This window comes from Pseudomonas graminis (genome assembly GCF_013201545.1).
Lineage (GTDB): Bacteria > Pseudomonadota > Gammaproteobacteria > Pseudomonadales > Pseudomonadaceae > Aquipseudomonas.
In genome coordinates, this window is the sequence record NZ_CP053746.1 from 3,600,881 (window position 1) to 3,615,202 (window position 14,322).

The 14,322-nt window shown below is 59.6% G+C and carries 14 protein-coding genes; 10 read left to right on the forward strand and 4 right to left on the reverse strand.

Translation table 11 applies throughout. The features are described from left to right. Nucleotides 1–47: 47 nt before the first annotated feature. The 5 genes from FX982_RS16060 (at nucleotide 48) to dctM (ending at nucleotide 5,446) form a co-directional block, all read left to right on the forward strand. Complete coding sequence (locus FX982_RS16060) at nucleotides 48–1,247, forward strand: CaiB/BaiF CoA transferase family protein (protein WP_172611594.1); 1,200 nt, start codon at nucleotides 48–50, stop codon at nucleotides 1,245–1,247. 164 nt (nucleotides 1,248–1,411) lie between these two features. Further along, the gene (locus tag FX982_RS16065) at nucleotides 1,412–2,236 is read left to right on the forward strand and encodes an HpcH/HpaI aldolase/citrate lyase family protein (protein WP_172611595.1); all 825 of its coding nucleotides are present in this window, start codon (nucleotides 1,412–1,414) and stop codon (nucleotides 2,234–2,236) included. Nucleotides 2,237–2,411: 175 nt separating this feature from the next. After that, nucleotides 2,412–3,410 (forward strand): TRAP transporter substrate-binding protein, encoded by a 999-nt coding sequence (locus FX982_RS16070; RefSeq protein ID WP_122537934.1) that lies wholly within the window; start codon nucleotides 2,412–2,414, stop codon nucleotides 3,408–3,410. Between the two features lie 120 nt (nucleotides 3,411–3,530). Then, the gene (locus FX982_RS16075; RefSeq protein ID WP_172611596.1) at nucleotides 3,531–4,163 is read left to right on the forward strand and encodes a TRAP transporter small permease; all 633 of its coding nucleotides are present in this window, start codon (nucleotides 3,531–3,533) and stop codon (nucleotides 4,161–4,163) included. Then, nucleotides 4,163–5,446, forward strand: a complete 1,284-nt coding sequence (gene dctM / locus FX982_RS16080) for a C4-dicarboxylate TRAP transporter large permease protein DctM (RefSeq protein WP_172611597.1) — start codon at nucleotides 4,163–4,165, stop codon at nucleotides 5,444–5,446. The genes FX982_RS16075 and dctM overlap by 1 nt, the downstream gene beginning before the upstream one ends. Before the next feature lie 1,078 nt (nucleotides 5,447–6,524). Here the strand turns inward: dctM and FX982_RS16085 are convergent. Then, complete coding sequence (locus FX982_RS16085) at nucleotides 6,525–7,457, reverse strand: hypothetical protein (protein WP_172611598.1); 933 nt, start codon at nucleotides 7,455–7,457, stop codon at nucleotides 6,525–6,527. 343 nt (nucleotides 7,458–7,800) lie between these two features. On the opposite strand from FX982_RS16085, the gene FX982_RS16090 reads away from it, so the two are divergent. The 3 genes from FX982_RS16090 to FX982_RS16100 all read left to right on the forward strand — a co-directional run bounded on the left by FX982_RS16090 (nucleotide 7,801) and on the right by FX982_RS16100 (nucleotide 9,428). Continuing rightward, complete coding sequence (locus FX982_RS16090; RefSeq protein WP_172611599.1) at nucleotides 7,801–8,277, forward strand: GNAT family N-acetyltransferase; 477 nt, start codon at nucleotides 7,801–7,803, stop codon at nucleotides 8,275–8,277. A 352-nt stretch (nucleotides 8,278–8,629) separates the two neighbouring features. Next, complete coding sequence (locus FX982_RS16095) at nucleotides 8,630–8,890, forward strand: DUF1652 domain-containing protein (RefSeq protein WP_172611600.1); 261 nt, start codon at nucleotides 8,630–8,632, stop codon at nucleotides 8,888–8,890. Nucleotides 8,891–8,975: 85 nt separating this feature from the next. Continuing rightward, on the forward strand, nucleotides 8,976–9,428 hold the full coding sequence (locus tag FX982_RS16100) for a hypothetical protein (protein ID WP_172611601.1): 453 nt from the start codon (nucleotides 8,976–8,978) through the stop codon (nucleotides 9,426–9,428). 11 nt (nucleotides 9,429–9,439) lie between these two features. Here FX982_RS16100 and FX982_RS16105 read toward each other — a convergent pair whose 3' ends face one another. Beyond that, nucleotides 9,440–9,754 carry a hypothetical protein gene (locus FX982_RS16105; RefSeq protein WP_172611602.1) on the reverse strand — a complete coding sequence of 105 codons (315 nt, stop codon included), beginning with the start codon at nucleotides 9,752–9,754 and terminating at the stop codon, nucleotides 9,440–9,442. Between the two features lie 944 nt (nucleotides 9,755–10,698). Here FX982_RS16105 and FX982_RS16110 point away from each other — a divergent pair. Beyond that, nucleotides 10,699–12,066, forward strand: a complete 1,368-nt coding sequence (locus tag FX982_RS16110; protein ID WP_438826286.1) for a pyridine nucleotide-disulfide oxidoreductase — start codon at nucleotides 10,699–10,701, stop codon at nucleotides 12,064–12,066. A gap of 84 nt (nucleotides 12,067–12,150) precedes the next feature. Here FX982_RS16110 and FX982_RS16115 read toward each other — a convergent pair whose 3' ends face one another. Then, a complete protein-coding gene (locus tag FX982_RS16115; protein ID WP_172611604.1) occupies nucleotides 12,151–13,404 on the reverse strand; it encodes a M20/M25/M40 family metallo-hydrolase in 1,254 nt (417 codons plus the stop codon). Nucleotides 13,405–13,566: 162 nt separating this feature from the next. Between FX982_RS16115 and FX982_RS16120 the strand changes: the two genes are divergently transcribed. Beyond that, complete coding sequence (locus FX982_RS16120) at nucleotides 13,567–13,803, forward strand: YdcH family protein (protein ID WP_172611605.1); 237 nt, start codon at nucleotides 13,567–13,569, stop codon at nucleotides 13,801–13,803. Nucleotides 13,804–14,082: 279 nt separating this feature from the next. Here FX982_RS16120 and csrA read toward each other — a convergent pair whose 3' ends face one another. Next, nucleotides 14,083–14,271, reverse strand: coding sequence for a carbon storage regulator CsrA (gene csrA / locus FX982_RS16125; RefSeq protein ID WP_122537958.1), 189 nt, complete (start codon nucleotides 14,269–14,271; stop codon nucleotides 14,083–14,085). Between the last annotated feature and the right edge of the window lie 51 nt (nucleotides 14,272–14,322).

Genomic DNA, 14,322 nt, shown 5'->3' on the forward strand with positions numbered 1-14,322 from the left:
TCGCGAGCAAGCTCACTCCTACAGGGGATTTGAAGAGGTTTACGAACATGACTCAACAAAACCCGCGTCCTCTGGACGGCATCACCGTCGTCAGCCTCGAGCACGCCATCGCGGCGCCGTTCTGCACCCGGCAACTGGCGGATCTCGGTGCCCGGGTCATCAAGATCGAGCGCCCCGGCGTCGGCGATTTCGCCCGTGGCTACGACCAGCGCGTCGACGGACTGGCCTCGCATTTCGTCTGGACCAATCGCTCCAAGGAAAGCCTGACCCTGGACCTCAAGCAGGAACAGGCCGGTGACATTCTTCAATCGCTGCTCGGCAAGGCCGACGTGCTGGTACAGAACCTGGCGCCGGGCGCCGCGGCCCGCATGGGCTTGTCGTTCGAAGCCCTGCACGAACGCTTCCCACGCCTGATCGTCTGTGACATTTCCGGCTACGGCGAAGGCGGGCCTTACGAGAAGAAGAAGGCCTACGACCTGTTGATTCAGAGCGAGGGCGGCTTTTTGTCAGTCACCGGCGGCCCCGGCGACAACGAGATGGCCAAGGCCGGATGTTCCATCGCCGACATCGCTGCCGGCATGTATGCCTACACCGGGATACTGTCGGCGCTGATGCTGCGGGACAAGACCGGGGTGGGCAGCCGCATCGACGTCAGCATGCTGGAAAGCCTGGTGGAGTGGATGGGGTATCCGATGTACTACGCCTACCGCGGCGCGCCGCCACCGCCTCGGGCCGGCGCATCCCACTCGACGATCTATCCCTACGGGCCGTTTCCCACCGGCGGGGGCGGCACGATCATGCTGGGTTTGCAGAATGAGCGCGAGTGGGCGCTGTTCTGCGAGAAGGTTCTGCTTGATCCGCCGCTGGCCACTGACGAGCGCTTTTCGGCAAACTTCAAGCGCTCGGAAAACCGTGAGGCGCTGCGGGAGATCATCGTCGACGGCTTCGCCTCGTTGAGCGTCGATGAGGTGGTTGCCCGTCTGGAAGACGCTCAGATCGCCAATGCGCGGGTCAACGACATGCAAGGCGTCTGGGACCATCCGCAGCTCAAAGCGCGCGACCGATGGCGCGAAGTCGACAGCCCGTCCGGCCCGCTGCCGTCGCTGCTGCCGCCGGGCCAGAACACCGCGTTCACGCCGCGCATGGACGGCGTGCCGGGCCTGGGCCAGCACACCGGCAGCATCCTCGGCGAGCTAGGGTTTTCGACTGAAGACCAGGCGCGGATGGCAGCGGGCGGAGTGGTCTGAACCTCTACCTTGCCGCGCGGGCCTATCGTCACGTCTTGCAACTGTAGGCGCGCTTGCCCGCGAAATGGCCGCAACATCTGCCACATCATCAGCGGATGGAGGGCAGTCATTGCGAACAAGCGCCCACAGCGTCGGGATGACCCCCTTTTTCAGGAGCTTCAACTATGCCAAAAACCATCATCCGCTCCGCACTGTTCGTCCCCGGCAGTCGCCCCGATCGTTTTGCGAAGGCGCTGGCGGCGGGCGCTGACGCGGTGATCGTCGATTTCGAAGACGCCGTTGAAGAGCCCCTCAAGCGCCAGGCGCGGGACAATCTTGCGGCCTTTTTAAGCGACAACACACAAGCCTCAGTGTGGGTGCGGGTCAATGCGCCGACCCATGCTGAGCATGCGGACGATCTGGCGTTTTGCGAGCAATACGCGGGCGTCGCCGGGGTGCTGCTGCCGAAGGTCGAATGCGCTGCTCACGTCGCGGCCGTCTGGCAGACAGGCAAGCCGGTCCTGCCGATCATCGAAAGCGCCAAAGGCCTGCTGGCCCTGGAGCAGATCGCCCGTTCCCCGGGGGTTGAGCGTTTGTCGTTTGGCGGGCTCGACCTGGCGCTGGACCTGAACCTCAACAGCGGCACCCACGCCGCGCAGATGTTTCTCGATCAGGCGCGGATGTCGGTGCAATTACATTCGAGGGGCGCCGACCTGTTGCCACCGTTGGACGGCGTTCACCCGGCCATCGGCGACCCACAAGGCTTGCACCGCGCCATTCGCCACGCGTACGACATGGGATATGGCGGCGCGTTGTGCATCCATCCGGCGCAAGTGCCGGTGATCCACGCCGCTTTAGCCCCCAGCATCGATGACCTGAACTGGGCGCAAAAGGTGATCAATGCCAGCGCAGCGGCCAAGGGGGCAGGGGCGTTTCAGCTGGAAGGGCAGATGGTCGACGCGCCGGTGCTACTGCGTGCTCAGCGGCTGCTGGCGTTGGCGACGGGGTGAACCGCGTTGACTCGAGGTTTAACGCATCAGGGCGTTCAGCTAGCCCGAACGCCGGCTTACACAAATGCTGATTCTCTAAACACCGGGGCATCGTCATCGTGGGGGTGCACTATGCTCATGCACTCCACCTGCTCCTTCAAACATAAGCTCCTACAAAAATAAAAAGGTGATATCGATGTTGAAGCTGACCAAAGCGCTTTTCTGCGCGGCCGCGGTGTCTGTGGCCAGCCTTGCACAGGCCGCTGACCCCATCACGATCAAGTTCGCCCACGTGGTGGCGGAAAACACGCCGAAGGGGCAGGGTGCGTTGCTGTTCCAGAAGATGGTTGCCGCCGATCCGGCCTTGAAAGACAAGGTCAAAGTCGAGGTCTACCCGAACTCCTCGCTGTTCGGCGATGGCAAGGAAATGGAAGCCCTGCTGCTCGGCGACGTGCAGATGCTCGCGCCGTCCCTGGCGAAATTCGAGCAGTACACCAAGAAAGTGCAGATCTTCGACCTGCCGTTCCTGTTCAACGATCTTGCTGCCGTCGACCGCTTCCAGCAGGGGCCGCAGGGTAAGGCGTTGCTGACCGCGATGGACGACAAGGGCATTCACGGTCTGGCGTATTGGCACAACGGCCTCAAGCAATTGTCCGCCAACAAAAAGCTGGTTGAGCCAAAGGATGCCCGTGGCCTGAAATTCCGCGTACAGGCTTCCAGTGTGCTGGAAGCTCAATTCGTCGCCCTGCGCGCCAACCCGCGCAAGATGAGCTTCGCCGAGGTCTATCAAGGCTTGCAGACCGGCACCGTCAACGGCACCGAAAACACCTGGTCGAACTACGAAAGCCAGAAGGTCAACGAGGTGCAGCCGTTCTTCACCGAGTCCAACCATGGCCTGATCGATTATATGGTCATCACCAACTCCAAGTTCTGGAACGGCCTGCCGGCGGACGTGCGTGACGAACTGCAGAAGATCATGGATCAGGTCACCGTCGAAGTGAACAAGCAGGCCGAAGCGCTGAACCAGACGGCCAAGCAGAAAATCATCGATTCCAAAACCAGTGAAATCGTGACGCTCACCCCTGAGCAGCGCGCGAAATGGCGTGAAGTCATGAAGCCGGTCTGGGACAAGTTCTCCGAGGAAATCGGTGCCGACCTGATCAAGGCCGCCGACGATTCGAACAAGGCGCCTTGAGCCCTTCAGTCCCTTCTCGCTACAGACCGTGACGGCCCGGCGGCCACCCATGTCGTGGGTGGTCCCCCTTCACGGCCGTCTCTACACCCGGCTAGGTTCGGCTTCGTTCGGAGAATGCTTATGCACCCGCTGACGCGACTGTGGGAGCATCTGGAGGAGGGCATCATTGCCTTTCTGCTGGCTGCCATGACCCTCGTGACTTTCGTCTACGTGGCGTTGAACAACATCTACACCCTGTTTTATTCCCTCAGCGATCAGTGGGCGGTGAGCAGCGACTTTTTCGCCGCGATTGGCGACCACCTGATGGGCTACGCCCAAGGCATGACCTGGAGCGTGGCACTGACCAAAGCGCTGTTTGGCTGGCTGATCTTCTTTGGGATTTCCTACGGCGTGCGCACGGCGGGCCACCTGGGCGTCGACGCGCTGGTCAAGAAAACCAGCAAGCCGGTCCAGCGCATTCTGGCGATGCTGGCCTGCGCCTGCTGCCTGGCCTACGCCGGTCTGTTCCTCGTCGCCAGTTACAAGTGGGTGTCGGCGCTGTTCGTGGCCGGCATCGGCGCCGAAGACCTCGACCGGTTCGGCATCGAGGTCGCGTACATCGCGATCATCGTGCCGATCGGCTTTGGCCTGGTGATCGCGCGCTACCTGGAAATCCTCTACCGCATTTGGACGCACCGGCAGACCGGGTTGGGTCTGGCCGACGAAGCGGCTGAAGCGAGCAAACTCGCCAACCCTGCCGAGGAGCAGCACTGATGACTGTTATCTGCCTGTTCCTGCTGCTCTTCGTTTTCATGTTCCTGGGCGTGCCCATCGCCATTTCCCTGGGCTTGTCCGGCGCCGTTTCGATCCTGCTGTTCAGCCCTGACTCGTTGAGTTCGCTGGCGATCAAACTGTTCGAAACCTCCGACAGCTACACCTTTCTGGCAATTCCTTTCTTCCTACTGTCCGGCGCCTTCATGACCACCGGCGGGGTGGCACAGCGGCTGATCGACTTCGCCAACGCGTGCGTGGGCCACATTCGCGGCGGCCTGGCGATTGCGGCGGTGCTGGCGTGCATGCTGTTCGCGGCGCTGTCCGGTTCATCGCCCGCTACCGTTGCAGCCGTGGGTTCCATCGCCGTCGCCGGCATGGTGCGCTCCGGTTATCCGAAAGAATTCGGTGCCGGGATCATCTGCAACGCCGGGACGCTGGGGATTCTAATTCCGCCTTCCATCGTGATGGTGGTGTACGCCGCCGCGACGGAAACCTCGGTTGGCAAGCTGTTCATCGCGGGTGTGATTCCCGGCATCCTGCTGGGTCTGGCGCTGATGGTGGTGATCTACATCGTCGCCCGCGTCAAGAAACTTCCGGCCCAGCCACGGGTGACCTTCCGCCAGTGGTTGCACACGGCGCAACGGGCGTTCTGGGGGTTGATGCTGCTGGTGATTATCCTCGGCGGGATCTACAGCGGGATGTTCACCCCGACCGAAGCGGCGGCGGTGGCGGCGGTGTACTCGGCGTTCATCGCGCTGTTCGTCTACAAGGACATGAGCTTCAAGGACTGCCCGAAGGTGCTGCTGGAATCAGGGCGCCTGTCGATCATGCTGATGTTCATCATCGCCAACGCCATGCTGTTCGCTCACGTCCTGACCACGGAGCAGATTCCGCAGCAGATTACCGCCTGGGTCATCTCCGAGGGCCTCACCCCGATCGGCTTCCTGATCATGGTGAACATTGTCCTATTGGTCGCGGGCAGCTTCATGGAGCCGTCGGCAATCATCCTGATCCTGGCGCCGATCTTTTTCCCGATCGCGATGAAACTCGGCATCGATCCGATTCACCTGGGCATCGTCATGGTGGTCAACATGGAGATCGGGTTGGTCCACCCTCCGGTGGGGCTGAACCTGTTCGTGACGTCTGCGGTGACGGGTCTGACGTTGGGCGAGACTATTCGTGCGGCGCTGCCGTGGTTGTCGATCCTGCTGGTGTTTCTGTTGCTGGTGACGTACGTGCCTTATATCTCGCTGGCGCTGCCGAACTGGTTGGGGATGCCATGAGAGATGGGGGTCGTTCTTAGAGCCACATCAAGATCAAGATCAAGATCAAGATCTACGGCGGTCTGCCTAAGGGCAGACGTTTCGCCTTCGGCGAGTTACTTGGAAAAGCACCCCAAGTAACCAAGGGTGCCTGCTCTTGGTTGGGCCCTTCGTTCCTCAGGGTTCCCTCACTCCGACGACGCTCCGTGGGCCCGCGCCGAACGGACATCCCTGTCCTAGCGGCGCTCTCGCGGCATCCATGCCGCTCGGCCCACTGCGCGTCGTCTGCGTTCGGCCTGCACCAAAGTCGCGATTGGCGGCGTCTGAGCTTTCTGTGCATGAAGATCAAGATCAACAGCAGATCAAGATCAAGGGCAAATCAGGGGCAGATCAAGGGAGATCAAACGCTGAGGACTTGTAGGAGTGAGCTTGCTCGCGAAGGGGTCGGTACATTCACCGGATTTTTGGTGTTTGGAATACAGCATTCGCGAGCAAGCTCGCTCCCACCGGTAGGGGGCGCTCAGCAAAATTGTTGGCGCCTGGACTGGCTTCTTCCCGGCTAAAGCCGGTCCCACTAAAAGCAACGCGCGCAGTCAGTGGGATCGGCGCTGATTGTAGGACCGGCTTCAGCCGGGAAGCTCTTGATCTGCTTAAACCCGCTTTTGATCTTCGTACACAAAAAGTCCAGACACTGCCAATCGCGACTTGGGCGCAGGCTGAACGCAGACGACGCGGAGTGGCCCGAGCGGCATGGATGCCGCGAGAGCGCCGCTAAGACATGGATGTGCGTTCGGCGCGGGCCCACGGAGCGTCGTCGAAGTGAGGGAACCCGACGAAGTCGGGCCAAACCGAGAGCAAGCACCCTTGGTTACTTGGGGTGCTTTTCCAAGTAACTCGCCGAAGGCGAAATGTCTGCCCTTAGGCAGACGCTCTTGATCTACTGCTTTGTGGCAGACGAAAAAAATCCGCGCTGCCTCGGGGAGAACAGCGCGGATCTTTAATCACTCAATCAATGCACAAACAGTGCAATCAAAATAATGATCGGGATTGGAATGCCGAGGAACCACAGAAGTAGTGAACGCATGATGACTCTCCTTAATCAGCGAATGCTGGAAGTAGTGGAATAAGCACGGGTTTCGACATACGTCACCGCATCACGGCGACGACCACCCCAGATAGCGGCAAGGCTTGCCACGAACGCACCGCACAGCAGCGAAACGAAAGTCCACAGCGCAGCGGTTGCAGCGGCCTTGGCGGCAGCATCAGCAGCTTGCTGAGCTTTAAGCTTGGCGTCGGCCACAGCTTGTTTGGCCTGACCGTAAACCTGATCAACGCGCGCCTGGGCATCGGCCTGACTCAAGTTGGTACGCTGAGCGACCAGCTGTGCCAGGTAGGTGCGGTCTTCCGGAGCCAGTTGACCATCGTTGGCCATTGTCTTGGTGAAGATACGCACCACAACACCGTGGGCCGCATCATCGCTGACAGCAGCAGGGCGGTCATCGCGGAACAGCGAATCGATGTAGTAACCGTATTGATCACTGCTGGTATTGCCGGCTGCAGAACCAGCGGCAGTGGCGGCAGTACCGGCAACGCCCGCTACCGCAGTGGCGCCGGCTTTCACGCCGCTTCCGACGACGCCGCTGACAGAGCCCACGACCAGCACGGCAGCTACCAGCGTCGCGACAGCCCAGGACAGGAAGCCGTGCGCGGTGTCACGGAAATAAACTTCGTCGCCGTGCATGTTGGCCCATTTGACGCGCAGTCGACCAGCGAGATAACCGCCAAGACCGGACGCCACGATTTGCGTCAGCGCGAGCCAGACGACCGTCGAGATACCGATTGTCTTCGCGCTGGCGCCTTCGTTGGCCCAGGGCGACATCGCTGAAAAACCAAGGCCCGAGCCCAGCAAAATCAGGATCAGGGACAAGGCAGCGGCGCCGGCAGCGCCGGCAAAGATGGCACCCCAGGACACGCCCGAGACTGTGGAGGACTCTTCTACAGCGGCAGGATAAGAATCAGGTGAGACGTTCATTGTGCTGCTCCGTGCGAATGATGTTGTGCTTCTCCCCATTACGGTGCACTGCCTGTGCCAAGCGCTCACCCAGATAAAAACATAATAAAATCAATGGCATGCAGAATTTGATCGCTCGTGTCGTCGTGCAAAATGCATGAGTCACGAAAACGGGCGGAGGCGTTCTGCCCGGTGAGAGTATTTCCATGACTGTCAGAGGTTTGCGACAATCTTCTGCGGCGGATTCAGGCCATTTGTAACATTTCGGCACATTCACGCCTGGATGGTGTCTTATACCGTCAGCTCTACGGGATGACAGTTATAGTCCGCCCACGGCCCCTGTTTCTTCGAGAGGTAACTCACCATGTTTATCCATCGCCCCCTGGAAGAAAAAGACGTCCCTTTCATCTGCGATATGCCCCAGAGCATTGATGAGCTCTTCTATATGTTCCCCAAGGCGGTATTCCCGCTGACCCCGGAGCAGCTCAACGAGTCCATCGCCCAGCGTTCGGACAACACGGTCATCGAGCTGGACGGCCAGGTCGTGGGATTCGCCAACTTCTCCCGCTACGATTTCAGAGGCCGTTGCTCGATGGGCAACGTCATCATTGATCCGCGCTTTCGCTCCAAAGGCGTTGGCCGCTACATGATCGGCTGCATGATGGAACTGGCCTTTGGCAAACATGAAGCGGCGGAGCTGACTGCTTCCTGCTTCAACCATAACGTCCCGGGATTGCTGTTTTACCCCAAGCTGGGCTTCAAACCCTTCGCTATTGAAGAGCGTCAGGACAAGAAAGGCGCGCGCGTTGCACTTATTCATCTCAAGTTGCTACGCAGCTAACTCCGTAGACCGGTAAATGGCGTCGCTCGTCGGGCCTTTGACTTATGTCCGACGGATGGCTAAGCAGATATAGCACTCATTCCTCCGGTTATTCAGCCAATTAAAGCGTGAACGGGCCGAGTTCTACCGCAGTGAATCGATTTACCTCGGCATTCCGGCGGCGGGCGACCTGAAATGAACGCGACAGAGGCTATTTGCTTCACTTTGGGGCGCGGCGTATAAGTTAAATATCCCTGTTTGCCGACTAGCGAACGGGGCCCGGGAAACGTTTTCCCATTTGGTGTAAATGGTGATTTATGGTCAGGCGAGCGGCTGAAGGCGTCACCCAGTCCTGCCTGCGGAGGATTGGAAAATGATTGCCTGTACGCTCTCTAACCTTGAACTGCGCAACATTATAGAAAGTGCGTTTCTGCCTTGGCGTTGCAACTGCACGGTGATAGAGGATCGGATGACCGTTGAAGTCATCGACCCTGCCACCGAGCGCGTCGAGTTGTTCGCTTCCAATATTGCTCTGGACTCGCTCGATAATAGCCACGCCTTGTGCGCACTTATCCGTGACCTTCAGGCCGAGCTCGGGAAGGCCAGGCATTACCCGCACGCGCTGGCGAGTTGAGCGCAGGCCTCTAGCAATAATCACCGTTCCGCCTTATGTTGGTCTGCATCGGCCACGGTGGCCAGGCGGGACATTGAGGATTTGCATGGCGTACGCGCAACCCGAGATCGATGCAGTACCAGAGCACAACCGAGCGGCGCCAGCGCGCCGCCGTCGCAAGGTCATCATCGGCGTCAGCTGCCTGCTGGGCATTGTTGTGGTTGGCGCTGCGTCGATCATCACGATGCTCGATCGGCTCGAAATGCGGAACGCCAGCTTCCGACCGCCGATGACGTCCCTGGAGCGAGAGCAACTGCTGCCACCGGAGCCGGTGCTGGAAATCAAGCCTCAGGTTGACGGCCTGCGCTACGGGGCCGACGTGCTGCCCGCACGTCAAGGTGCGGGCGGGGAGGCCACAGCGCTTGATACAGCGCCGCCCTCTGCAGCAGTGCTGCTTTTAATCCCTCCGACCCTCGGCATTCCTGCAAACGTGGGGCCCCGATCCGGCAAACCCCTTGGCATCGCTCAGGCCGTCCACGTCCACAACGGCGCGCAGTAGCGCGAGCGTTTTCAATGCGTCCGGTGTAGGTGCTCATTCTCGAAGAGCAATTTGAAATGCTCTTCGCCGTTGCCTTTAACCGCATAGTGCTCGCGAACGGGCCCCGCCTCAATGCGGCCGTCCATCGCAATGCGAATGATCGATGACTTGGGCAAATAATCCGGCACATCACCAAGGATAGTCAGTTCGCGCAAGCTGTGCCCCTCGTGCTCTATCGTCGCGAGACGTACTCGGCAGGTCGCCTGCATCGGAATAGGTCCGAACAGCGTGTCCCGCGAATAATCAATTTCGGCGATGCTGGACTGATCGGTTTTATCATCATTCATAGGTCACCTCTCTGTCCTTGGGAAAGTGCTAACACACCACAATGGAGGTACGGCAGGGCCGAATAGTTCTCAGCTGGCCATACGAAAGTATTCCATTCATCGGATGCGGCAGGGTCCTCTTGCCATTGCAGACAGCTCATTCACTTAAGAAGATGAGTAATTCTGGCGTCAATAAATGCTGGGGAACATTAATGATCATAGAAAAGTACGAGCAATAAACGACTCAAGGCGCATTGCATGTTGCGAGCAGAGTTAGTTAATGCCGCAGCGACCCGCCATTCACAGTTAAATTGCAAGGGGCGGTTATTTTATAAATCCATGGACTCAGCACGGAGCGCCGAATGGGTGGCGTCAAAATAAAAATTCCTATACAAATCAGTTGTTTATGATCCCTAACGATCGTAATCCTCTTTGTCTCGTAAAATTGACACCTCGTCAGTTCTTTGCAACTATCACTTTACGTTTTCGACTTCGCTGAACGGCGCTTAGTGCAAGCGCCCGATACTTCTTGTTCCAGGATAAATCCGTTCAGGTGCGCGATGAGTTGGCGGTAGCGTCCCTTGGGGAAAGCTGACAACAGGCGGCGCGGACTGTCGGATCGACGGAGCCTCAGCAAGGAGGTGCCGCCGTAAAAGCGGCGTTCCAGAGCCTGCGCCGGATCAATTGACCCGGGTCGATGGTCCTGTTGTCACTGCCGCCAACGTGTCGCGCCTCATTGCGGTATTCATGCCTGCCAGATTTAGTCATTCAGTAAACAGCTCATTTTTTTCAACTCGAAAGTTCAGACATCGTCTCAGCGATAGCGGTTGAACGCGCACGGAAGTGCGGCTGTTCATGACGCAGGCGGCGATACGGTAACGACCCAGCGTGGAGTGACAATTATGCAAGGAGATCATCTGGAAACCGTTTGCGGTTGTGTAGTAGGAGGTGCCGGACCTGCAGGAATGGGGCTGCTGTTCAACGCATTGAAAAGCGGCGCCATGCCAGAACTGGCCAAGGAAGGTTTAATCATTGTCGACGCAAGTCCCACGCCGGGCACGGGTCGTCTGGGCGATTACCGAATCACCGCCAACTCGGTCGGCGATGTGTTTCTGGATTGTCTGCGCGACCCGGCGCTGCGTGATGTATTTGAACCCCTGGAACATTCGCCCGCCTATTGGCGCATCAGACACCAGGCGCAAAGCGCGCCGCAGTTGGCGGACGTCGCTGAACTGCTGGCGGAAGCCTCGAAGCTGGTGCTCGACTTTATCGTCGAGCGCTATGGCGTGAAGTTATGGAGCAGCACGACGATCACCGAGATCGTGCGCGAAGACGATGAGTATCAGGTGTGGGTCGAGTCAGATGGCCGCAGTCGGCGTATTCGCAGCCGCGCAGTCGTCCTCAATCTGGGCGGCTGGCAGGACCCTCAGCACCTGCTCGACAGCCTGGCGGATCAAGGCCTCGCGGTGCCACCTTCGGCGCGGATCGAGAGCGCCGACGCGCTGCTGAGAATGAACGCCGTGCAGTTGCGCCACCTTTTTGCGACGACCCTGGCGGCCAAAGGGCGGGTATGCGTCGTGGGCGGCTCCCACAGCGCGTTCTCGGTGCTGGAAAACCTGGCCGACGCGCTGGAGTTTGCCGGCCTGGAGGAGGTGACGCTGGTGCACCGTTCGCCGATCCGTCTGTTTTACGAAACTGCTCAGGCCGCGCTGGATGCGGGCTATGCGTTCGATGCGGCGAGGGACGTCTGCCCGGTTTCGGGTCGGGTCAACCGCTCCGGCGGTTTGCGCTACCGGGCGCTGGACGTGGGCCGTGAAGCCCTGTCCAAGGGCCAGATCGGCAAGACCGGCGTGCGCGTGCAGTTGCTGCAAACCCATCAGGGCCCGGCCGATCAGTTCGAGCGAGCGCGTCAAGCGCTGGCAGAAGCCGAGATTGTCGTGCAGTGCACGGGCTACCAGCCGGTGTTGCCGGCCTTGAGTCATGCCGGTGGCGAGGCCATCACGCTGATGGAGGTCAAGGGTGGGCTGGATTCCGATCCCTCGGGGTGTCCGCTCGACGCCAGCGGTCAGCGCTTGCATGGTCTGCACCTGTTCGGTCTGGGCGCAGGACTGGGCGTCGATCCGCGACTGGGCAGCGAAGCGTCGTTTGACGGCCGCATCTACGGCGTCTGGCAGTTCCATCACGACGCCAGCGGCGTCGTGATCGACTCGGTCCTGACCCGCCTGCAGACCCCGGCCGTGCAGCCTGTTCCTGCGGCGCCGCGACTGGTGTCCAGTCGCAGCGAAGAGCGTCTGCCGTTCCTCTGGCCCGTGCTGGCCAACGCGCAATCCTGACTCTCCTTGCAGCACTTGTATCCCGGCGCACCTTTGTTTGGGTGGTCCGGGATTTTTTTTGCCCGAGAGACGACCAGGCGTTGGTCACTTGCCCGGAGTGCGCGTCGCCAGCTCCATGATCATCCGCGTCAACAGGTAAATGCGCGGCGACACACTGTCGACTTCGGCATATTCCTCGGGCGTGTGAATGTTGCCGCCAACGATGCCGAAGCCGTCCAGCGTCGGCACACCGACCCCGGCCGAGAGGCTCGCATCGGCCGCGCCGCCGCTGCCCTCTATGGTCAGCTTGCGGCCGATCTCGCCGTAGATGCCCTGAGCGATATCGACCAGTTTGTCGGTTTCCGGTGTTTGCGGCATGGGCGGCAAGCCGCGCTCAAGACGGGTCGTCACTTGGGTGTCCGGGATCAGTTTGTCAGCTGAGACACGGGCCAGATCCTTCTCGATACGATCAAACTCCTCCGGCACGGCGGCGCGGACATCGGCCTTGGCGGTGGCTTGATCGGGAATCACGTTGGTGCGATCGCCGGCGTTGAGCACGGTGAAGTTGATCGTGGTTTTCTTCTCGGCATCGCCGAGTTTGCCCAGTTGCAGGATCTGATGTGCCGCCTCCATGGCCGCGTTGCGCCCCAGTTCCGGCGCGACGCCGGCGTGAGATGCCTTGCCCTTGACCTCAACCACTGCGGTGGCGCTGCCTTTGCGCCAGATCACCAGGCCGTCGGCAGGGCGTCCCGGTTCCAGGTTCAGGGTTACATCGTGCTGTTTGGCGACCTTCTGAATCAGCGCCGTCGCAGCGGCCGACCCGGTTTCCTCGCTGGCGTCCAGCAGGAAGGTAATCTGCGCGTAGTCCTTGAAGTCGAGCTTCTTCAAAATCTTCAGCGCATAAAGCCCGGCAACGATGCCGCCCTTGTCGTCCATCACCCCCGGCCCGTAGGCACGACCGTCCTTGATGTGGAACGGACGGGCGGCGGCGGAGCCTTCCTTGAATACGGTGTCCATGTGCGCCATCAGCAGAATCTTCGCATTGCCGGTGCCCCTGAGCGTCGCGACCACATGCTGGCTCTTGTCCGGCGCGGTGTTGGGGATCATCTCGATGGTTGCGCCAAGCGCCTTGAGCTGCGCGACGACGATGTCACGCACTTGGGTCAGTCCCGGCTCGTAGCCGGAGCCCGAATCGATATTCACCAGTTGCTCCAGCAGCTTCAGCGCTTCGTCCTTGTATTGCTCGGCATCCGCCTGGACCTGTTTGTTGGGCTCGGCAAAGGCAGGCGCTGCCGTGGAGAAGGCGATACCGAAGGCCAGAGCGCTGGCGAGAAGAGAATGGGAAAACGGTGAGGTCATGGTCGATCCTTGAATCAGCGTGAAGGGGCTGGAGAGACACCGTAGCCCGTTGCACAGGATCGTGCCTGTCAAAATGCGATATTCACATCGGCAAAAACGTCGAACCTTTAGGCTGGGCTACCCTCAACATGCCTACGACAGTCATCAGAGGAGAGGCATCCCATGCCGGTTAAGCACGATTTGTACGCGGACCTGAGCGTTACCAAAGAAGAACTCGCCAAGCTCAAAAGCGGCGACGCGAAGCTCAATGCCCTGGTCGAGCACTACGATGAACTGGACATCCAGATTGTCAGCGCCGAAGAGGCGGGCGATATTCCCGATGACGAATTGAAAAAACTCAAGGAAAAACGCCTGCAGGCAAAAGACACCATCGCCGGCCACCTGAACACGGCGGGCTGATCGGGTTAAACCGGTTGATAACTAAAAACGGCCGATCTCTTATGGAGGTCGGCCGTTTTAGTTGGCGATACCGGATGTCTGACAACTTGTCGCGGCATCAGGAAGTGCATCGTCCGATACGCAGATTCTCTGCATTCGCTCACGCTTAGTTATCAGCGAAGCTGACTTTGATGGATCCAAAGTCCGGACGAAAAAAACGGCGCCTGGTCAGTCGCCGTCGCCGATCTGTCAGCACCGGATGGCCGCTGACAGTTATCGAATAAGCATAAACCGTTGGGCTTATTGCGGATCCTGGTCGGTTGCAGTTTCGGCCTTGATGCGTTTGTAGATTTCTTCGCGGTGTACGGAAACATCTTTCGGGGCGTTGATCCCGAGACGGACCTGAAGGCCCTGAACGCCCAGAATGGTAACGGTGATGTCGTCACCAATGTTTATGCTTTCGCCGACTTTACGGGTGAGTATCAACATAATCTTTTCCTTGATGGCCTCATGAAGCGCCTCTGCCGGGAGGCTGGCGTG

Bases quoted from the DNA above. Each gene is read 5' to 3' on its own strand.
- FX982_RS16105 (WP_172611602.1), bottom strand. From the start codon at position 9,754: ATGAATGATGATAAAACCGATCAGTCCAGCATCGCCGAAATTGATTAT.
- FX982_RS16110 (WP_438826286.1), top strand. From the start codon at position 10,699: ATGGGGCTGCTGTTCAACGCATTGAAAAGCGGCGCCATGCCAGAACTG.
- FX982_RS16095 (WP_172611600.1), top strand. From the start codon at position 8,630: ATGATTGCCTGTACGCTCTCTAACCTTGAACTGCGCAACATTATAGAA.
- FX982_RS16100 (WP_172611601.1), top strand. From the start codon at position 8,976: ATGGCGTACGCGCAACCCGAGATCGATGCAGTACCAGAGCACAACCGA.
- dctM (WP_172611597.1), top strand. From the start codon at position 4,163: ATGACTGTTATCTGCCTGTTCCTGCTGCTCTTCGTTTTCATGTTCCTG.
- csrA (WP_122537958.1), bottom strand. From the start codon at position 14,271: ATGTTGATACTCACCCGTAAAGTCGGCGAAAGCATAAACATTGGTGAC.
- FX982_RS16065 (WP_172611595.1), top strand. From the start codon at position 1,412: ATGCCAAAAACCATCATCCGCTCCGCACTGTTCGTCCCCGGCAGTCGC.
- FX982_RS16085 (WP_172611598.1), bottom strand. From the start codon at position 7,457: ATGAACGTCTCACCTGATTCTTATCCTGCCGCTGTAGAAGAGTCCTCC.
- FX982_RS16075 (WP_172611596.1), top strand. From the start codon at position 3,531: ATGCACCCGCTGACGCGACTGTGGGAGCATCTGGAGGAGGGCATCATT.
- FX982_RS16070 (WP_122537934.1), top strand. From the start codon at position 2,412: ATGTTGAAGCTGACCAAAGCGCTTTTCTGCGCGGCCGCGGTGTCTGTG.
- FX982_RS16090 (WP_172611599.1), top strand. From the start codon at position 7,801: ATGTTTATCCATCGCCCCCTGGAAGAAAAAGACGTCCCTTTCATCTGC.
- FX982_RS16120 (WP_172611605.1), top strand. From the start codon at position 13,567: ATGCCGGTTAAGCACGATTTGTACGCGGACCTGAGCGTTACCAAAGAA.
- FX982_RS16060 (WP_172611594.1), top strand. From the start codon at position 48: ATGACTCAACAAAACCCGCGTCCTCTGGACGGCATCACCGTCGTCAGC.
- FX982_RS16115 (WP_172611604.1), bottom strand. From the start codon at position 13,404: ATGACCTCACCGTTTTCCCATTCTCTTCTCGCCAGCGCTCTGGCCTTC.